The organism is Pseudomonas danubii, from assembly GCF_042980055.1.
Lineage (GTDB): Bacteria > Pseudomonadota > Gammaproteobacteria > Pseudomonadales > Pseudomonadaceae > Aquipseudomonas > Aquipseudomonas danubii.
This window is the reverse complement of sequence record NZ_CP116502.1, coordinates 4,486,543-4,508,821: the sequence shown is the minus strand read 5'-3', so window position 1 is coordinate 4,508,821 and position 22,279 is coordinate 4,486,543. Positions and strand designations below refer to the sequence as shown.

The window sequence follows — 22,279 nt, the reverse complement described above, 5'->3', positions numbered from 1 at the left end:
TCCCTGTGACGCGTGTGCTGTAAGTGAATGAACGAGGGGCCGCGGCCCTAGGTGATCGCGGCCAACGCCGCCAGCCTGTGTTGCAACCTGTCCTGCATGGCCGCCATGGCCCCGGGGTTGTCGGCGCACAACACGATCTGTTCGTTGCCAAGCAGTCCGGCAAGGCTGTCGAATCCGTCGACCTGGGGGTTGTGCAACAGCTTGAGCAGCGCCAGTTGATCGAGCCCCCCCGCCAATAGCTGGTCGAGTGCGCGCAGGCCCTCCTCAGGCTCGATGGAACCCAGGCCCAGGGCAGTCATGCGCTCGCGGTAGCGCGGGTCGCTGACGGAACCGACGCCGCCCCAGTAGCCCCAATTGATCACCTTGACCGGGCACGCCCATTGGGCCCTGAGCTGGTCGGCAAAGGCGTCGGCGAAGGTGCAGCCCGCGGCGTAGTTGCTTTGCCCGGCGGCGCTGGTAAAGGACATCATCGAGGCGAAAAACAGCACGAAATCCAGCGTCGCGGCGCTGTCGGCGAAGACCTGGGCCAGGGTCACGCTGGTGGCGACCTTGGCGTTGAGCACCTGGCTGAAGGTCGCCTCGTCCATGTTGGCCAGGCTTTGATCCTTGAGCACGATGGCCGCGTGCACCACGCCATTGATCGGACCGAAACGCTCGGTAATCTGCTGTTTCGCCGTCGCCAGTTGCGTTGCGTCCGTGGCATCGACCTGCAGGTAAACCGGGGCCGGGGCCTCATGCATCAAGCTGACGGCGGTCAACTCGTCCAGCTTCGCTTCGATCTGCGCATCCCGCTCACGGCGACCGATCCACACCACCCGAGCACGATGCCGGCTGATCATCTGCTGGCTCCAGACGGCACCAATCCCGCCAGCGCCGCCGATGACCAGGTAAACGCCACCGTCCCGATAGACCGGCAAACGAGGCGGCGCAGCATCGGCCTGCACCCGCGCCAATTGGCGGAACCACCATTGCCCCTGGCGCAGCGCCAGCACTTCACCACACCGCACTGCCGCGAACGGCGCGCTGGCCAACCGCGGCAGTTGCCCGTCTTCCAGGTCGGCAAGGTGCACCTGCCAGTGCGGGTATTCCTTGGCCAGCGAGCCGGCCAGACCATGCACCGCCGCATGCGCCACATGGCTGGGCTCCCCAGGACGCAGGCTGATGGCCTGAGCGGTGACTAGGGTCAAGCGCAGCGGCCGTCGGCCGTAGCCCTGGCGCAGCAGCGCCTTGATCAGCCGGAACAGCGCCAGAACCCCAGGGTCCTGGGCGGCAATCAGGTCCTCGCTGCCATCAACAGGGGGGGCCAGCCACATCACGTCCGCCAGCTCGGGCCCGGCCTGCAGTTGGGCGTCGTAGTTGACCGGGCAGTCGTCCACCCGCCTCGCCTGGGGATAGAGCCCGGCCAGGGCCTGATGACGACACGGGGTCGCGCCGAAGATCAGCATCGCCCCCTGCCGATCCCGTGGCGGGTTGCTGCCGGTGTCGCCCCCGGCGAGCTGCTCATCGACAACCGACCAGATCGGCGTCAGCAGTTGCTCAATGGCCGGTGTCGGCGCTTTGGGGGCAGCCACGGCAAGCGCTCTGGCAGCGAACCCGACCCAGCGTGCGCAGAGACGACCCTGGTCGTCACTCAGCTCGATGTCGATCCGCTGGCTCGGGTGGTCGCCCAAGTCGCTGCGCAACAAGGCCCACATCCGCCGCGCACAGGGGGCGATGATCTCCAGGCGCTGCAGGGCAAAGGGCAGCATCAGTGGCAAGGGCTCGGCCGGCTCGGAGTCCAGTGGCAGCAGCATACCGACGGCGGCCTGCAGCACGCTGTCGGTGATGCCGGGCTCCAGCCAGCAGTCGCTGGCCTCTGCGACCGCCTCAAGGTGCACCTCTGCCAGCACTTGGCGACGAGCGCCCTGCTCCGCGATCAGCAACTGCTGGATACCGCGATGGCTGGGGCCGTAGGCCAGGCCCATGGCGTCGAACAGCCGATAGACGTCGTCGCGATCAAGGCGCCGCTGCCAAGGGCGGTTACGCCAGTACCCCAGGTCCAGGGGCTCGGCGACAGGCGCTGCCTCGGCCGTCACTCGGGCCTGACAATGCACCAGCGGTTGCTCGCCGTCATCGCTGAGCAAGGTCACGGCCAACTGATCGTCGACCGCTTGCAGCGTGACCCGCAGGCCCCGGGGCGCAGACTCCAGCGTCCAGGGGGCCAGCCAATGCAGCTGTTCGATGACCATGCCCCCGGCCTCGCCGGGCGCCCGCGAATGGCTCGCCGCGGCCCTGATGATTTCCAGGCAGGCAGCCCCGGGCAGGGTTTTGCGCCCCTGCACCTGGTGGTCAAGCAGCCACGGCTCGTCACCGCGAAAGAGGCTGGTGAATTGCTGACGGTCGAAGGTCGAACTGTTGCGGTGCAGCAAGGGATGCAAGGTCGTCGCCGCCGGCAACCCCGTGGTGGCAACGGGCGCCCAGTAACGACTGGTGGCGAAGGGATAGGTCGGCAGGCTGATACGCGGAGGCCGCTCGCCGCTGGCCGCGCGCAGCGCGTTCCAGTCGATACGCAGCCCGGCGCTCCACAACGCCAGCAATTGTTGCCGCTCGCCCTTGGCAAGCAGCTGGGCCAGCTGTTCATGCCACGAGTTGCGGTAACGGTGCTTGAACGCCTGCAAGGTTTCGCTGCCGCTGTGGGTGTCACCGCAGATCCAGTCACTGCAGTCGTCATTGGCCAACGCGCGCAAGGCCTGAAGCAGGCTCGCGAGGGAACTGGTGATCAGCGCCGCGCGATGCTCCATGGCTTCGCGTCCGACCTGCAGCGTCCAGGCCACGGCCGCCAGGCTTGCAGCCACCGGGGCCTGCTCCAGTCTGGCCAGCAGGCGGCTGGCGATCTGGCGCAACTGTTCGGGCTCGCGGGCAGACAGCAGAATCATTTGCGGCTGGCCGTCAGGCGCCGGCACCGGCCGCTTGGACAGGTATTGCGCAACGATCAGGTGGGCGTTGGAGCCGCCGGCGCCAAAGGACGACAACCCGGCGATGCGCGGCAGCGGCTGGCCCTGGTGCCAAGGCTGCGGCCAGTCCCGCAACTGCTGGTTGACCTCGAACGGCGTGGCGGCAAAGTCGATAAAGGGATTGAGGGTCTGTGAGTGCAGCGAAGGTACGATTTTTTCGTGCTTGAGCTGCAACAGCACCTTGGTCAGCCCGGCAATTCCGGCGGCCGCCTCGCAGTGGCCGATGTTGGACTTCACCGAGCCGATCCAGCAGGTCTGAGCCGGCGTGCGCGGGCCCAGGGCGCTGGCCAGGCCGGCGATTTCGATCGGGTCGCCCAGCCGGGTGCCGGTGCCGTGGGCCTCGATGTAGCTGATGGCGGCCGGATCGACCTTGGCGTCCTTGAGCGCACCGCTGATGGCGGCCTGCTGCGCACGCGGATCGGGCACGCTGTAACCGGTGTTCTTGCCGCCGTGGTTGAGGTAGCTGCCCTTGATCAGGCCATAGACCTGATCGCCGTCGCGTTCGGCATCGGCCAGGCGCTTGAGCACCACCGCGCCAACCCCTTCCCCCGGCACATAGCCGTCGCCGCCTTCACCGAAGCTGGCGCACTGGCCCTGGTTGGAGATGAACTGACCACTGCTGAGCATCAGGTATTTGTTGGGGTGCAGGGTCAGGTTGACCCCGCCGGCAATGGCCATGGCCGTGCGCCCGCTGTGCAGGTCCTGACAGGCCAGGTGCAGGGCTGTCAGCGAACTGGAGCACATGGAATCCACCGCCAGGCTCGGGCCCTGCAGGTTGAGGCAGAACGACACCCGATTGGCGATGCTCGCGCTGGAACCGGCAAAGCCCATGCGCTGGCCGCGCAGGCTGGCTTCGGCACCCAGCAGTTGATACTCGTTGTACATCACCCCGGCATAGACACCGACCTGCAGCGCCGGGTCAGCCTGCTCGGCGCCGAGCTTTCGGCTGTAACCGGCGTCTTCCATGGCAGACCAGGCGGTTTGCAGAAACAGCCGTTCCTGGGGGTCGATCAGCTCGGCTTCGAGGGGGGAAATATTGAAGAACAGCGGATCGAACTGATCGATGCCGTCGATAAAGCCGCCCCACTTGCTGTTGTGCACCCCGCTCAGGCTGCGGTCATGGCTGTAATAGTCGCGCCAGTCCCAGCGCTCGGGCGGAATTTCGCCAATGCTGTTCTTGCCCTGGCTGAGGTTCTGCCAGAAGGCTTCAAGATTGGCAGCCTCCGGGTAGCGCCCGGCGATGCCGATGATGGCGATATCGTCCCGTGGCTGGGCGGCCGGCTGCAGCGATTGCGGCGGCCCGTCGAACAGCCGGCGTTGAATCTCCTGGCTGGGGTTGCCCGCTTCGGCAGGTGCCTTGGCCGCCCTGGCAGTCAGGTAACGCGCCAGGGCCTGCAGGCTGGAATGCTCGAACAGCAACCCCGGCGGCAGCGCGCCAAAGCGCTGCTGCAGGCGGCGCGTGAGTTCGACAATCTGCAACGAGTCGAGACCATAGTCTTCGAAGCACTGCTGCTCGTCGATCTGCTGCGGCGCCAGGTCCAAGGCACTGGCAAACAGGTCGCGCAACGAGGTGATCAAGGCGTTCTGGGGCGGTTTGCGAACCGGCCGCGTGGCCAGATGCTCGGCCAGGCCTTGCAGGCTGGGGTATTGGAAAAACAGGGTTTTGGACAAGGCGCCGAAGCGTTTTTCCAAGACCGCCGTCATCTCCATGATCATCAGCGAATCGATGCCGTAGTGTTCGAACGGCACCTCGCTGTCCAGCCGCGCTGGGTCGATCTTCAAGGTCTTGGCCAGTAGCTGGCGCAACCAGGCCAGCAGGTCATCGCCCTCCAGAGCGACGGCTTCGGGGGTTGGGGCCGGTTCCGGGTTGAGCAAGGCGAGCAGTTTTTCGCGGTCGCCGGCCAGCACCATCAACTGCGCTTCATCGCTGTGCAGGGCCTGATAGAGGGCCTGGACCCCGGTGGCGCTGGCCATCGCTTCAATGCCGCTGCGTTGTGCCAACAGGCGTCGCGCCGTGTCGCTCATGTGCAGGCCGCCCTCCAGCCATAACGGCCAGTTGATCGCCAGGCTGCGGCCGTGTCGCGTACCCGCCGCGACCTGCTGCTCGCGCAGGCTGGCGAATGCGTCCAGATAGCCGTTGGCCGCGGCGTAGTCGGTCTGCCCGGGGTTGCCCAGAACGCTGGCGATCGAGGAGTACAACACGAAGAAATCCAGGGCCAGCCCGGCGCTGTAGCGATCCAGGTGGCGCACGCCGTCGACCTTGGCGGCGAACACCGCGGCAAAGTCCTCAATGGACTTGTCTGCCAGCAAGGCGTCGCGGGTCACGCCTGCGCAATGGATGATCCCGTGCAGCCCACGGTCATCGCGCACCAGCTCAGCGATCAGCTGTTCAACCTGGTCGGCACTGGCCAGATCCACGGCGCGGTAGTCAACGCCGGCTCCCAGTTGCTCCAGTTTGGCCAGCACCGAGGGCGCGGTGGCCGGCGTGCGGCCACAGAGCACCACACGTGCCCGGGGCGCTGCCGCCCTGATCTCTCGTGCCAGGACCGTGCCGACACCGCCCAAGCCACCGGTGATCAGGTACACGCCCTCGGGCCGCCAGGGTGCGGGCGCCGTGTCCAGGGGCTGGTGATCCCAGCTCAGTTGCTGGCGGCGCAGTGTGCCGGCGTCTTGCAGATAGCGCAGTTGGCGTTCAGCGGGGTCGGCGGCCTCGGCAACCAGGGCCGTCAACAGCGGCTGGGCGGCGAGCTGCGGTGCCACTTCTATCAGTTGGCAGATCAAGGCCGGCTGCTCACGGCTGACGCTGTACAACAGGCCGCCAAGGCCGCGATAGCCATGGGCATCGTCGGCTGCGACCAGCAGTTGAATCAGGCAAGGCTGAGCGCTGTGCAGCCAGGGCTTGAGCTGCTCGGCAAGGGCCAGCGCGGCCTGTGGATAGTCAAGCTCCGGCCAGGCGACATGGCCGATGCCCCGCTCCGCCAGGTGCGGCGCCAGATTGGCAAAAGCCTGATGACGCCCCAGGGTCAGTACCTGTTGCGCAAGCCCTGGCGCGGCAGCTGTTGGCGCCGGCCGCGCATCGTGCCAGTGCTTGTGGCAGAGCAGTCCGATGTTGGCGCCCGGGCTGGCGGCGAGGCTGGTGTCCGTCAGGGGCTGGAACGACAGTTGATTGAGGATCGCGCAGCACTGTCCCTGGTCGTCGAACAAGGCCAGATCGAAACAATAGTCGTGCGCTGTGCTCGGGGCACGGCGTATCTGCACCTGCAGGCTGGCCGGGCAATCGGCCAACAGCACACATTGCCCCAGGCCGGCGGGCAACAGCAGTGCCGGGCGCTCCTCCAGTTCATCCAGGAGCAAGGCCATGACCCCTTGCATGGCGGCATCCAGCAAGGCCGGATGCAGCGCGAAACCGCTGTTCAACGCCGGGTCTTGCAGGGCGATGCGCGCCAGCGCCTGATCCCCCTGGCGCACCAGCGACAGCAGCCGACGATGCCCCACGCCATACTCGATGCCCATGGCGGCAAAGCGCTGATAGCAGGCCTCGACGTCCACCACTTGCGCGCCAAGGCTGCTGAAGTCGAGCCGGGCCGCCTGGACCTCTGCGGTGCTGGCTCGGGCCTGGCAATGCAGTTGCAATTGCGCGGCCTGGTCATAGGCGTAGATCCCGATCCGATAGTCGCCCGCGGCCGGCATCGACAGTTCAAGGAACAGCTCGCCATTGTTGGCCGCATCAACGCTGAACGGCTGCCGCCAGCTCAGATCGCCGATCACCAGCCCCTTGCCCGCCGGCACCGCGCCGCCCAGGGCATCGGTCAACGCCGCCTGGATCATGACAATCATCGCGGCCCCCGCAAGCACCGCCTGGCCATTGACCCGATGCTCGGCCAGCACACTTTCATCACCGCTGAAGCGGCTCAGGTAGCGCAAGCCGCGCAGGTCCGAGACGTTGCGATGCAGCAGTGGGTGCAGGCGTTCCACCCCTGTAGCAATCGTCGTGGCCGCCCCTTGCGTCGGTTGCCAGTAGCGCTCGCGAGCAAAGGGATAACCCGGCAGGCTGAGGGGCGCCGGCGTGCCCTGGGGATACATCAGGCGCCAATCCAGGGTCGCGCCCTCGAGCCAGGCGTCGAGCAGGCCTTGTTGTTCACCGCGCTGGAGCGCACCGGCCATGTCGAGGCTCGGTGCCTGGGGATCGGGTTTGAGCCGGCTACGGGCCTGGGTCGCACCGTGGTCGATGAAGTCTCCCAGGCACTTGTGCAACTGGGCCAGGCAAGCAACCTGCCAGCCATGGCGATGTTCCATCGCCTCACGCGCGACTTGCAGGGTAAAGGCCAGCGCCGGCAGGTCAGCGTCAACCAGCACGCCCTGCTCCAGTTCCTCGCGCAACAGTCGGGCTTGCTGCAGCAACTGCTCGCCGGTCTTGGCGGACAGCAGGATGAGCGCCGGTTGCTCGTGGTTGACGGTGATCTGTGGCCGTACCCGCAGGTCTTCGTACTCTTCGATCACCACGTGGGCATTGGCGCCACCCGCGCCGAAGGACGACACCGTGGCAATGCGCTTGAACGTCTGCTGCACCCCGTCGATCAGCACCTGCGGGCGCGACCATGGGGCCAGCGATTGCTGTACCACGAACGGGCTGTTGGCAAAATCGATGTGCGGGTTGGCGGTAGCGGCGTGCAGCGACGGCACCAACTGGCGGTGCTGCAGTTGCAGCAGCACCTTGGTGATACCGGCAATACCGGCTGCGCTTTCGCAATGGCCGATATTGGATTTGATCGAGCCGATGGCGCAGTACTGCTTGCGCGGCGTGGCGGCGTCGGCATTGAATGCCCGGGCCAGACCGGCGATCTCGATCGGGTCACCCAGCGCGGTGCCGGTGCCGTGGGCCTCGACATAGCTCACGGCTCTGGGGTCGACCCCGGCCCGGGCCAGGGAGTCGACCACCAAGCGGCTCTGGGCCAGGGGGTTGGGCACGGTGTAACCGTTGGTCTTGCCGCCGGCATTGATCATGCTGCCCTTGATCACGCCGTAGATCCGGTCGCCATCGGCCTCGGCCTGTGCCAGCGGCTTGAGCAGCATGGCGCCCACCCCTTCTCCGGCGACAAAGCCGTCGGCATCGGCCCCGAACGCTTTGCAGTGCTGGCCCGAAGAGAGCATTTTCATTTCGCTCAGGCCGATGTAGTGCACCGGGTCCACCAGCAGGCTGACCCCGCCCACCAGCACGCAGTCGCTGACACCGCTGTGCAGGCTTTCCACGGCCAGATGCAGCGCGGTGAGCGACGACGAACAGGCGGTGTCGACTGCGAGGCTCGGCCCCTGGAAGTTGAACTGATACGACACCCGGTTGGCCACCGACCAGTAGCTGGACTGGCGGCTGTAGGTGCCGTTCATCACGCCGACAAACACCCCGACTCGTTGCCGCTCGGCCAGGCGTGCGGGGGTATAACCGGCATCACTGATGCAGTGATAGGCCTCTTCCAGGAACAGCCGCTCCTGGGGGTCCATTTTCAGCGCTTCCCGGGGCGACAGGTGAAAGAACAGTGGATCGAACTGGTCGATCTGGCCAATGAATCCGCCCCACGGGCTGTAGACGCGGCCCTCGGTGCCCGGTGTCCGATCAAAGTACTGCCGCCAGTCCCAGCGGTCCGCCGGCACCTGAGCAATACAGCTTTCGGCGGCTTTCAGGTGTTGCCACAGCTCGCGAACGTTATCGGATTGGGCGTAGCGCCCCGCCAGACCGACGATGGCGACGTCTGAATCGCGGCCAGCGGCCGGGGTGTTGTCGGGCAACATGACACTGAAGCGAGACGGGGCCGCTGGTTCGACGCTTGCTGTTGCTGTTGCTGTGGGCGATGGCGATGGCGATGGCGATGGCGATGGCGATGGGTTTGACGGCACCTGCCCCAGGCCCAGCAGGGTTTTGAGCCGATCCTGCTGGGTGGCGACAAAATGCTCCGCCAGCGCGTCGACCGTCTGGTATTCGAAGAACAGCGTGCTGCTGATCCCCGTCAGTTTGTCCCGCAGCAGGTTGGTCAGTTGCACCACCAGAATGGAATCGATGCCATAGGTTTCCAAGGCTTCACGGGCGTCGATCTGCTCGGGTTCGATCTTGAACAGACCACCAATGACCTGTTTGAGGTAGCGCACCGTCTCGGCTTTGAGCCGGGTGCTGCTGACCTCGCCCAGCGGCGCGGCGATGACCCCAGGTTGTGGCGCACGCAATGCCTGGGACGCCGGCTGGTGCCGCTTGATAGGCGCGATGGCGGGCGCTTGGGCGGTGTCGATAGGCTCCTGCCAGACCAGGCCATTGCTCTGGGCGATGACGATCTGCTGCCCCAGGTCATGCTCGGCCAGCGCCGGGAAATACACCTGTCGATAGCCTTCGCTTTCCAGCACCTGCTTCCATTGCGCTGGGGCCAATGCCGGGCCACCGGGCAAGCGCAACTGCGGATCGTCGAACAACCACCAGCCCTTGAGCAGGCCGAAGGTCAGGTGGGTAAACAGGCCATTGCGGGCAATCTCGTTGATCAGCAGCAGGCCGTTGTGCTTGAGCGCGGCCTTGGCGTTTTGCAGGGCCCGGCGCAGGTCCGGCGTGGCGTGCAGGACGTTGGTGGCAATTACCAGATCATAGGCGTCAGGCTGGATGCCCTGAGCCGCCAGGGGCTGATGAACATCGAACAGCTGATAGCGCAGGTACGGCGTCTGCGGGCCGTAGGCTTGCTGCGCGTGGATCAGGAATGCCTGGGAGACGTCGGTGTAGCAGTACTCGGCGATCTGCGCCTGGAACGGCCGCAGTTTTTCAAAGGCTCGCGCGCTGGTGCCGCCGGTGCCGGCACCGATCTCCAGGATGCGGATCGGCGTCTGCGGCGACTGCTCCAGACGAGCGCGGACAAACTCCAGCAGGGCATCGAGCAGCACTTCGTTGAAGAAGTCGGACACCGGATTGTGTTTGTAGATGCCCTCGACCCGGGACATCGAAGCGTCGGGGAACAAGATGTCGGTGGCGGCAATCCGGCCATCGAGGATCTGCGGCAACTCGCGCAGGGTCGCTGCTGCGAGCAGGGTCTCGGCCTTGAGACCGGGGTATTGGAGCCACCCCGGCTGTTGCCGATCCCATTCGTGCCACAGCTGCTCAAGCATCAACGGCTGCGGGTGGCTGGCACGCCAGCTATCGCCTGCAAGCTCCACGTAGCCGTGCTCGGACAGCTCCTCCAGGCTCTGGTCGAACCAACGCTGGTACATCGGCAACAGCCCGATACGCTGGCGCATTTGAGCTACGGATTCGCCGTCCTGGCTAAAGCAGCCCAGGTGCTGCAACTGGGCGTAGAGCAGGCCACGCTGCAATTCGTCGATCACTGCCCGTTGCGCCTGTAGCTGCCCGGTGGCATGCCGCACCTGCTGATTGCTCGGCTGCAGATTGCGCTGCAGCCGCTCGATCAGCGCCGGGTAAGCCGGCGGGCGAACTTCGCCGTACACGCCGAAGGTGCCGCCAGGATGTTGGGCCAGCCCCAGTTGGCTGAAGGTGTCGCTCAAGCGCTGCGAGGTGCGCAGGAAGGTCAATTGGCTCAACGGCGCGCCGTCATCACGGGCCCCGAGCAGTACGTCCAGGGCCTGCATCGCCGATTCGCCGTCGATGGAACCCAGCCCGACCGCGGCCATCCGCCGCCGATAGTCGTCGCTGGCCACCGAGCCGACCTCGCCCCAGTACCCCCAGTTGATGACCTTCACCGGGTAGCCGCGTTGTTGCGCCAGGTAGTGAGCGAAGGCGTTCTTGAAGGTGCAGCCGGCGGCGTAATTGCTCTGCCCCGCCGACCGGGTGAAGCTCTGCAACGAGGAGAAAAACAGCATGAAGTCCAGCGGCTGGTGCTCGAACACCTCGGCCAGACGGGCGCAGACATCGACTTTGGCGGCCAGCCCCGCAGCGAACTTTTGCCCGTCCATGCGGGCCAGGCTCTGGTCCTCAAGCTGGATCGCTGCGTGGATCACCCCGTGAATCTGCCCATGCTCGGCCAACACCTGGCTCACCGCCTGCTGCAGCGCAGCGTGGTTGCCGGCATCGGCGCGGATGTAGCGCGGTGCCGGGCCCAGTCGGGCCAGTTCGCTGATGGCCGCGTCAATCCGGCTGTCTTGCTCGCGGCGCCCCAACCAGATGATCCGGGCGCCTCGGGTACGGATCAGGTGTTCGCTCCACAGCCGGCCAATACCGCCGGCCCCTCCGACCACCAGGTACACACCGGCGTCGCGATACAGACTGCCCACCTCGGCGGCGCTGTCGGCCGGCACCAGGCACGGCGCCAGATAGGCGCGATACCAGACGCCCTGACGCCAGGCCAAGGCCTCGCCACGTGGATCGGCGGGCAGTGACAGCAGGTCCTGGCCCGGCCAGCTGTCCCCCGCCGGCAGGTCCAGCAGGCACACCGGCCAATGGCTGTATTCCTTGGCCATCACCCCGATCAGCCCGTGGACGCTGGCGTGAGCCGGCGCCACCGGCTCACTGGCGGCCTGATGCAGCGGGCTGGCCTCGGCGAACACGGTCAGGGTGGCCCGGGTGATGACGGTCCAGGCCAACGGCTGCTGGTCCAGGCCCAGGGCCAGCAATGCCTTGATCAAGCGGAAGCAGCCGAGCACGCCGCGTTGCTGCGCGCGGATCATGCCGTCGGCGCTGGTATCTGCTGCCCCCGCGCCTGGCGCCAGCCACAGCAGATGCTCCAGGGGGCCGGCCTCGCCCAGCAATGTTGCGACTCTGTCGCTGGTTTCGCTGCCGTCGAGCAACAGTGTCGCGGCCTGCGGATAGCGGGCAGTCAACTGTTGCAAGCCTTGGGGATCGTTGGCGATCAACAGCAGCCGGGCGCCGCTGGACGGCACCGGTTGCACAGTGACCCGGCGCCATCGCTGCAGCAGGTAGGCGTCCGTCCGCGGTTGGTCGTCGAGCATCAGTTGCAGTGGCGACGGTGCTTTCAGCTCGCGCAGGACAAAGCCCTGCAGGGCAACGCAGTGCTCGCCCTGGTGATTGTAGATATCGATATCAAAGCTCGACTGCCCCGCTTCCCGGCGTTGCGCGCCGGGTCGCACCCAGGCCCATATCTGTTCGCCCAGTGCCGCGCCGCTGTGCTGCAACTGCTCCAGGGCAAAGGGCACTGCGGTGTGTTCGAGTTGCGGTGCAAGCCCCTGGTCCAGCTGATCCACGACCAGCAGCCCCAGGGTGGACTGCAACGCCGCATCCATCAGGCTGGGGTGCAGGACGAACTGCCCGTGGCCGGCACTCAGTGACGGCGGCAGCTGGATCTGCGCCAGCACCTGGCCGCCGTCGATGCGCAGCTCGCGGACCGCCCGGTGGCTGGGGCCGTAATGGATATCGATGCTGTCGAACAGGCGGTACAGGCCCTCGGCGTCGAGACGATGGCCGTGGATTGCGCCTTGCAGCGACGCCAGCGAGGCCGGCGCCTGGACGGCGTTGTCATGCAACAGTGCCTCGCCCTGACAGCACAGGGTGCGCTGTGGCTGCTGGCGAATCTCGAATGTCAGTCGCTGGGGGGCCAGGCTATTGATGTGGATCTCGAGCGTAGCGGACTCGGTGCCCTGCTCGCTGAGCGTCAACGGTTGCGACCATACCAGATGGCACAGGCTCAGGGTCGCGCTGCTGGCGCGGTCGCCGAGGGAGCGACTGAGGGCCTCTCGCGCCATCTCCAGATAGGCCACGCCGGGCAGCACTTTCTGCCTGCCCACGCGATGATCGCGCAGGAAGAACTCAGCGCCGCTGAACACCGCGGTGAACTTCTGTTGCGCAAGGTCCGACACGTTGCGGTGCAGCAACGGGTGCAGACGGGCCTCGCCCAGCGACTCGACCTGAAGCGGAAACTGGACATCGCCGGACACCCAGATCCGCTCGCGGGCGAAGGGGTAACCCGGCAGGCTGATCCGCCGGACGCTGCCCTTGGGCATCCCCAGCAGCGCCCAGTCGAAGTTCAGCCCCTTGACCCACAGCTCCAGCAGCTTCTGGTGTTTGCCCTTGTCGGCCCAGGCCGCCAGCGTCGCCGCCATGTCTTCATCGTGGGCCAGTACGGCCATGGCCGCCTTGTTCTCTTGCACCCGGCCTAGATGCAGGCCGTCAAAGCAGCCGAAGTGTTCGGGGGCCTTGAGCAACTGCGCCAGGCCCTGTGCCAGACGCTCCTGCAACGCGCTGAAGGAGACGGCGCTGAACCCCAGGCGATACTCCAGGGCTTCCCGGCCCTGCTGCAAGGTAAAGGCCAGGTCCGCCAGACGCGGCAGTTGGCCTTGCTGCTCGCGCCGTTGCAGGAACTGCTGCAAGCGTTCGACCTGCTGCTGCAACTGGCTCGGGGTCCTGGCCGACAGCACGATGATCGCGGGCTGTCCGGCAACCGGTTCATCCCGTTCGGGCGCCAGGTACTGGGCAATGATCACGTGACCGTTGGAGCCGCCGGAGCCAAACGACGACACCGAAGCGGCCAAGGGGTACTCGCGCTCCCGGCCGTCGAGGTTGAGCCGTGGTCGGCGCCATTCCTGCAGTTGCTGCGGGATGTGGAACGGCGACTGGTCAAAGGCAATGCCCGGGTTGAGCCGGCTTGAATGCAGCGACGGTGCCAGTTGTCGATGCTTGAGCTGCAGCAAGACCTTGGCCACCCCGGCGATCCCGGCGGCTGATTCCAGGTGGCCGATATTCGACTTGGCCGAGCCCAGTGCGCACTGCTGCGCCGGCGCCGGTTCGCTGCCCAGGGCTGCGCTGCGCCGGGCAAAGCCCTGTTGCAGGCCGCTGATTTCAATCGGATCGCCCAACGCGGTGCCGGTGCCGTGAGCCTCGATGTAACTCAGTTCCCGGGGATTCATCCCGGCCTTTTCCAGGGACTCGGCGATCATGGCGCCTTGGGCATTCGGGCTGGGCACGGTGTAGCCATGGGTCTTGCCGTTATGGTTGACCGACGTCGCGCGGATCACGCCGTAAATATTGTCGCCATCGGCCTGTGCCTGGGACAGTGGCTTGAGCAACACCGCGCCGGCGCCTTCGCCAGGCACAAAGCCGTCGCCACCTTCACCGAAACTGCGGCAGCGGCCATCGCTGGAGGACATGGTCAGCTGCGACTGGATAAAGTATTTGTTCGGGTGCAACGACAGGTTGACGCCACCGGCCAGCGCCACCCGGCACTCGCCACGTTTCAGGCTTTGCACCGCCAGGTGCAGGGCCGTCAGCGACGACGAGCAGATGGTGTCAATGGCCATGCTCGGGCCGCTGCAGTCGAAGACGTAGGACACCCGATTGGCAATCGAACCAAAGGAAGCGTCCACCGCATCATCGGTGCAATCGGCAGCGGCCGAGCGGGTATAGAGCAAGTATTCGCCGTGCATCACCCCGACAAACACGCCCATTTTCCCCTGGTAATGACGCTGCAGTGCGGCCCGGTCGTAGCCCGCGTCTTCCAGGGTGTGCCAGGCGGTTTCCAGGAAGATCCGTTCCTGGGGGTCCATGCGCTCGGCATCCCGCGGTGAAATGTTGAAAAACAGCGGGTCAAAGCGGTCGACGTCGTCGATAAAGCCGCCCCATTTACTGTTGATCTTGCCCTTGAGGCTGCGGTCGCGGCTGTAGTACTGCAGGTGCGCCCAACGCTCGGCGGGGATCTCGCTGATGCTGTCGACCCCGTTCTTCAGGTTGTCCCAGAAACGCTCGATGTCCGGGGCACCCGGAAAGCGTCCGGCCAGACCGATGATGGCGATGGGCTCATCGCACGCCTGGCGACGCTCGATGTCGGGGCCGGATGCGGTCTGCCGGGGGGCGGCAGCGCTTGCAACGGGCGCTTGCAGGCCCAGCAATTGGCGGCTGCGCAACGGATGCTCGGCAGCAAACCAGATCGCCAGTGCACGGATGCTCTGGTGTTCAAAGAACAGGGTGCTGGACAACTCGCCGAACCCTTGCGCCAGCCGTTGGTTGAGCTCGGTGATCATCAGCGAGGTCAAACCGTAGCGATCAAAGGTTTCCAGGCTGTCGATGCTGGCCTCGGGAATGGCCGATACCTTCGAGAAGTGTTGCTTGAGGTAGCCCTCCAGGGCCGTTTGCAGCCCCTCATCGGGCACAGGCGGCGCGACCATATCGCCCCTGGGACTGTGGCCGATATGGCAGTCGATGGCGGCAAAGGGGTACTCCGCCAACGCCACGCGCCGGCAATCGTGCCGGGCAATCGCCAGCAGCTCGGTCTCACCCGCCAGCCAACGGCGGCCGATGGCGTTCAGGGCCTGGCGATCGAGGCCACGCAGGTCCACCTCGCTGGTCGGCGCTGGCGCGGCTCTGTCGAGGCGGCCTCGTAGCACCGAGTCGCCCTGGGCGGCGTTGAGCAGCGCCAGCAACTGGGCCTCGCTGTCGGCCACCAGCGCCACACGCTGGGCCTGCGCTACCCGTCCAACACACAGGCTGTAGCTGATGTCGCCGAGGCTTGCGGCGCTCAGGCGCCCAGCCTGAAGATCATCGGCAAACGCCGCCAGCAGTTGCTCAAGCTGAGCCTGAGTGGCGGCGGAGAAGGGAAACAGCCAGGGCCCGACGGCCTTGCCCGGCGCGGCCACGGGGGGCGCTGCTTCGAGGATCAGATGGCCGCCGGAACCGCTGGCGCCGAAGGCATTGATCAAGGCCCGCCGCGGCCCTTGCCATGGGCTCAAGGTGTCGGCGATAGCCAGATTGCCCGGCCCCTGTCCGATCAACGGGCTCAGCGGATGACAGCCGAGGGTCGGTGCGATCTGGCCGTGTTGCAATTGCAGCAGGACCTTGGTGATCTGCGACAGGGCCGACGCCGATTCAAGGTGGCCGATATTGGCCTTGATCGATCCGACTTTCAGCGGCTCCTGGCCAGGGCGCTCGCCGAAGACCTTGCCGAGCGCCGCGAACTCGGCGCCGTCCGCCAGGCTGGCGCCGGGCGCCGCGGCCTCCACGTAGCCGATGGCCTCGGCGGGCAGTCCCGCCTGCTCCAGGGCCTGGCGCATCGACGCGGCCTGACTCTCGGCGCTGGGTGTGCCGTAGCGAAAGGTCTTGCCGCTGTGACTGATGGCCGTGGCGCGGATGACGCCGAGGATCTGGTCGCCTTCGCGGCGGGCAGCCTCCAGTGGCCTGATCAGCAGGGCACCAACACCCTCACCCGCCACCCAGCCATTGGCATTGCGGCCGAACGGGTGCGACTGGCCCTCTGCGGACAACAGTTGCAGCGATGTCAGCAGCTCAAGGTGCGACGGATGGCTGATCAGGTTGACGCCGCCGACAATCGCCGCCTGGCATTCGCCGCGACGAATGCTCGCGCAGGCGAAATGCAGGGCGGTCATCGCAGACGAGCACGAGGTGTCGAACACCACGCTGGGGCCATTGAAGTCATTGAAGTACGAGACGCGGTTGGCAATGGCCGAATGGAACGAGGTGGCTCGCTCTCCCTGCTCCCCTGGCCGGTGGTGCTGGTAATCGCCCCACATCGCCCCGACGAACACGCCAACCCGCTGCGCCGTGCGGCGCAGACCGGCTGCGGTATAGCCGCTGTTTTCCAGGCAATGCCAGACCGTTTGCAGGAACAGCCGCTCCTGGGGGTCCAGGGTTTTCGCCTCGGCGGGGGTGATGTTGAACAGCAACGGATCGAACAGCTGCTTGTCGGCCAGTGTGCCCACCGCCCACTGCGGCGCATCCGCCGTGGTCGGGTCGCCAGCCAGCAGCGCTTGGCCGCTGACACTGTGGATCGACGAACGTCCGGCGCTGAGGTTTTGCCACAGTTCCTGGGGATTGGCGGCGCCAGGATAGCGACCGCTGATGCCGATGATCGCCAGTGCGCCTTCACCCTCGGGCGCGGCGCCTGAATGTTCATCAGCCTGGCGTTCGAGCCGTGGCCAGCCCAGCGGCAGCCGTTGGCTGACGGTGCCGCCAACGAAGCTGTGCAACAGCTCATCGCCCTCCTCCAGGTCGAAGGCGCCGCGAACCTTGTCGAAGTACATCGAGCCGATGGGGCACAGCCCGATGCCGAACTCCGTCTGATGGTCCAACAGCAACTGGCCGATTCTTCCTGCCTGGAGCAGGTTGAAATAGCGGCTGTCAGCGCCGTAGGCCGCAGAGCGGGCGCCAATGATGAATATCCGCAAGCGGGCCTGTTGTGCATGTTTGCGATTGAACGGCGTGTAGCTGCCGTTGAACGCCTGCGGCTCCGCCTCGCCGATGCGGCTCAGGCAATGACGGTCACTGTGGTAGCGGTAGATGCCCGGGGGCGGACATTGCCCCTGGCCCGGGGATTGATCCGTCGGGCCGGCCAGATGCAGGTAGATCTTCAGTGGCAGCGCGGGCTCGGCATGATACAGGCAGCCGCTGTCCGGCTCGGCCCGCAACAGGCTCAGCAGCCGGCTCAACTGCGTCACGCTCAGTGCTTCGCCACCGTACTGACGCTTGGCGGCACGCAGTTGCAGTGCATCGACGCTGATCGGCGCCGCCGGCAGTTCGATGACCCCATCCCCCTGCTCCGCCAGGTCGCGGCGAATCTGCCGTTGTTGGCGGTGCAGCTGCTCCAGCGCGTCCTTGCCCGGCAAGTCGAAACCGTTGTTGTTACCGGCCAGAAACTCGGCGAACAAGGCGCCGGACTGCCCGCTGCTCAGCACCGAGGCCTGGGCCGGCATCAGGCAATGCAGCACACGGTGGCTGGGCTGCAGTTGCAACAGTGGCCCAAGCGTCGCCACGTCCACGCCATAGGCTGGGGCCAGCGCGATGCCGAAGTCGGCCTGGCGCGACAGCAACAGTTGCTCGATATAGCCTGCTTCGAGTACCAGCAGCGCCGGGGCGGCGTGGTTGTAGATGGGCTCGATGGCGGCCATTTCCGCCACCAGAAACAGTGCCAGACCGGCTGCCGCCAGCGGCGACGCAGCCAAGGCGTGCGCATCGAGTTCGGCCGGCATACTGACGGGCAACAGGCGATTGAGCCGTGGCTGGTAGTACCAGGCGCCTGCGGGCAAGCCCTCGACCTGCCCCTGGGCCACATACAGGTAGCACTGGATGGCGTTGAGGCCCCCGGCCGATGAATAAAGGTACTTGCCCTTGCCCTCCAGGGTCACTTCACGCAGCAACGACAGCAGTCCCCCCAGCCGTTGAAGGCTGGGGGCTGCCACGTCGGTGGTTCGCCGATAGGCGCCTGGATCAAAGTGCACGGCTTGCAGGCAGATTGACTCCTGAATGCTGGCTCGCGGCGCCGGCAAGGCCTGCGCCACGCCGTTCTGGTCGGCGGTGACAGTTTTTTGATCGAGGATATAAGCGATGACGGCGGCGAGGGTCGGCTGCTGAAGAAACACCTCCACCGGCAGCGTGACCTGATACTGCTGGTGAATGCTGTGGACGGCCTGGACCAGGGTGAAAGAGGTTGCGCCCTGATCAAAAAGATCATCGTCGACCCCCAGCGCCTCGATCCCCAGCGCCTCGATGAAATACTGCTGCAACCAGGCACTGAGTGCCTGGGGCTCCAGCGCCGGTGCACGGACGCCGGCGGGCGCGATGCCATCAGCGGCGAGCAACGCCTGGCGGTCGGTCTTGCCGTGGGCCGTGACCGGGATCTGCTCGACGAACTGCACCCGATTGGGCGTCATGTACTCCGGCAGGCGGGCCTTTACGAAGTCGCGGATCGTCTTTTTGTCCAGCCCCTGGGCCACGACATAGGCCACCAGTTTGGGGTCTTCGCTGCCGGGGTCCTGGACCAGCACCACGGCATCACTGATCCCTGGATGGCTTTTGAGGGTGTTCTCGATCTCGCCCAATTCGATGCGAAATCCCCGCAGCTTGACCTGGGAGTCGAAACGCCCCAGCACTTCGATCTGGCCATCGTCGAGAAAGCGCGCCTCATCGCCGGTGCGGTACAGCCGCGCATCGGGCTGCGCGCAGAACGGGTCGCGGATGAACTTTTCCGCCGTCAGCTCGGGGCGATTGAGATACCCCCGGGCCAGGCCGACACCGCCAATGCACAGCTCGCCGGTCTGGCCAATCGGCACGGGATGGGACTCGGCATCAAGGATATGAATCTGAATATTGTCGATGGGCCGGCCGATGGGCACGCGCTGGTCGGGCCTTGGTTCGGCGGGCCACCAAGTGACGTCCACCGCAGCCTCGGTCGGGCCATACAGGTTGTGTAACCGGGCATCCAGTCGCGAACAGAATTGCAGCAGCAGATCGTGGGTCAGGGCCTCGCCGCTGACGAACACCTGGCTCAAGGAGCGGCACTCGGCGACGGCCGGGTGCTTGAGAAAGAAGCGCAGCATGGACGGCACGAAATGGCAGATGGTGATCTGCTGTGCCTGGATGATCTGCACCAGATAATGGGCGTCCTTGTGCCCTTCCGGCCTGGCCATGACCAGGCAGGCACCGCTGAGCAACGGCAGAAACAGCTCCCAGACCGAGACATCGAAGGTAAAGGGGGTCTTCTGCAAGATCCGCTCGGCCGGCCCGACCTGATAATGGCGCTGCATCCACAGCAGCCGGTTGCAGATGGCCTTGTGCGGCAACATGCAGCCTTTGGGGCGCCCGGTGGAACCGGAGGTGTAGATCACATAGGCCAGATCGCCGGGGCTGTTGATCGACGCAGGATTGTCCTCGCTTGGGTGCAGCTCTTCGCTTGCCGGGTCGTCCAGGCAGATCACTTCAACGGCCTGGGCCTTGAGCCGATGTTCAAAGCGCTGCTGCGTCAGCACCACGCTGACTGCGGCATCGTCAATGATCAGGGCCAATCGTTCTTCGGGATAACCCGGGTCCAGCGGCAGGTAGGCGCCACCAGCCTTGAGGATGGCCAGCAGCGCGACCATCAGCTCCAGCGAGCGCTCCATCTGCACCCCGACCAGGCTGTCGGGGCCGATACCGAGCTCGCGCAGGTAGTGGGCCAGGCGATTGGCCCGGCGATTCAACTGGCAGAAACTCAAGGTCTGATCGTCGAAACACACCGCCACGGCATCGGGGCTGCGCTGCACCTGTTGCTCGATCAACTGCTGCAGGCACTGGTCCAGCGGATACGCGTAGTGGGTCTGGTTCCAGCCGGCAATGAGCGCGGCTTCGGCAGCCCGATCAGCGGCTTGCGCTGCGCGCGGAGTGCTCTGTGGACCGTCATTGGTGGCGTTGTTGTCTGGCACTGCGCGACTTCCCTGTCAGGTTGGGCCGAGATCATCGGCGACTGTTCATCCGTGTCATTGCGTCAGCGCGGCACGCTTGAGTAGGCGCTTTGCCAGGCGACGTTAGATCGATACCCAGGAGTGTTCGGATTGGCGGTGCCGCTTTAAGGATTCAATGGCGCGTAGACGCGCAAGCCGACCGTCCTTGAAGGAACCGGGGCGTCCCACTCACAGGCACCTGCCCGGGAGAGGAAATGCGCAAAGCCGCCCACAGCCTCGCCGCAGCGGCAAGGATTGGGGCTGTTCAACGTGGATTCGATGAGGAGCAAGACCAACACATCCGTGTTCCTGAACACAGTAATTCCCTTTACCAGTGAGTGCCTGAAGATTGCCAGAGACAACGGTGCATGCCTTGCTTCGTTGTTTACTCACACTACTTGGGTCGTATTTTCTCGCTGGCGCTTGCCGCTTGGTGTCGCTTGCTGCAAGACAACGGTACGAGCGTAGTAGGCAAAAATGAGCTGTCAAATTCACAGACCCAAACTTTACACAGGATGGACGGATGGCCATTCGGGCGACACCCGACCAGCGTCACGCAAGCCCCCGGCGCGGCTCTGCTCCAGCGGTTTCAGCGGATCGAAAGGGCCTGTTTGTGGCAGGCAGAAAAATTGCCAATGGCAATTTTCCAGATCGGTATTAGGCTGACGATCTACGTGCCTGTCGGCTTTCGGCACAATGCCATCATGAAAAGGATGACCTTCATGAGTACCCCCAACACGGATCGTTTCCATGTCTTTGGCGTTTGCCCCCCCACTGATTACTGCCTGTTCGTCGACTATGTCCTGGACGACATCAAGGATCACGAAAACAGCTTGCTGCAGCGCATCCAGCAAACGCCCGATCCGGCATTGCGGGTCTGGCGCGAGGGCACGGCGCTGCAAGGCACGGACATCTTCGAAATTGAATGCGTGAATGACCGGGAAACCGCACAGGAAGCCGTGGAATTCTGGCGCGCCTACTTTCGTTCCCTGGGCGAAACCATCATCAAGGCCGAGCACCTGTGTGACAGGTTGGAGTGAGGCCGGACCCAGCATCGGGCACGGCCGTCAAACCATCGGTGCGCTGACTGCGGCAGCTGGACGCTAGGAGCCCATAACGCAAATAAGTTAGACTGCCGGCCTATTTTGTTCAGGCCCCTCGTCATGCCCGCAGAGCATGCTTCCAAGCCCTATACCCTCCTGGCGATCGACGACGATCCGCAGTCGTTGATCGTGCTGTCGAAAACCTTGACCTGCGAATATGAGGTGCTGCTGGCGAAGAACAGCGAGCGCGGCCTGGCCCTGGCGCGCAGTGCCAGTCCCGACCTGATCATTCTCGACATCCTGATGCCTGAGATGGACGGCTTCCAGGTGCTCAGCGCGCTCAAGAGCGACCCGGCGACTGCAAGCATTCCGGTGATTTTCCTCACCTCGCGCAGCAGCGTCGAAGATGAACGCCTGGGGCTGCTGCTGGGCGCCGCCGATTACATCGCCAAGCCGATTTCGCCGCCGGTGGTACTGGCCCGGGTGGCCACGCAACTGGGCTACCGCAACAAGCCCCTGCATGGCCTGCCAGCGGCCCCCGGACCTTGCGCCGGCAGCGACATGCGCGACGGTTTTGTCAGTGCATTGACCCTGCAACTGGCCGGCAATCCGCTGATCCGTCTCCAAGCCCTGCTCGACAGCCTGTCGATTGTGCTGCGCAGCAGCCTGAGCCGGCGCGACCCCGCGGCCTTTCGCAGCGCCGCCTGCCTGGCGCTGATGGGCCTCAATCAGCCGGGCAGCCGCATCGATCAGGCCCTGGGCCACAGCAGGCTGCTGATCGAAGAGATTCTCGCCCACGCCGAGCCGGAAGATCCGATCCTCAACCTCGCCTGGAAAATGACCCACGCCGACGCCTTGCTCAAGGGCCCTGGGGAGCTGCCCAGCGGCGAGCAGTTGCCACTCTCGGCCCGTCTGTTTGCCCTGGCGCTGAACTACCACCTGAGCCTGCTGCAGAGCGCGCCCGAGGACCTCCACAGTCGGCATGCGCATGCCATGGGCCAGCTGTACCGCCAGCCCGGGTTCGAGCAATGCATCGACGGCGACCCGCAGGCGCTGTCGGCGGCCTTGCTCAGTTCGTCACAGACCTTTTTTGGCCGGTGAACGGAGGGT

The 22,279-nt window shown here is 65.4% G+C and carries 3 protein-coding genes; 2 read left to right on the top strand and 1 reads right to left on the bottom strand.

Features of this window, described 5'->3' with window-relative positions; translation table 11 throughout:
• Positions 1–47: 47 nt before the first annotated feature.
• On the bottom strand, positions 48–20,108 hold the full coding sequence (locus PFZ56_RS20615) for an amino acid adenylation domain-containing protein (RefSeq protein ID WP_394304425.1): 20,061 nt from the start codon (positions 20,106–20,108) through the stop codon (positions 48–50).
• Between the two features lie 740 nt (positions 20,109–20,848).
• Between PFZ56_RS20615 and PFZ56_RS20610 the strand changes: the two genes are divergently transcribed.
• Both PFZ56_RS20610 and PFZ56_RS20605 read left to right on the top strand, forming a co-directional pair.
• Positions 20,849–21,166, top strand: coding sequence for a hypothetical protein (locus PFZ56_RS20610; RefSeq protein WP_220039252.1), 318 nt, complete (start codon positions 20,849–20,851; stop codon positions 21,164–21,166).
• Between the two features lie 123 nt (positions 21,167–21,289).
• Positions 21,290–22,270, top strand: a complete 981-nt coding sequence (locus tag PFZ56_RS20605; protein ID WP_170003029.1) for a two-component system response regulator — start codon at positions 21,290–21,292, stop codon at positions 22,268–22,270.
• Positions 22,271–22,279: the final 9 nt, after the last annotated feature.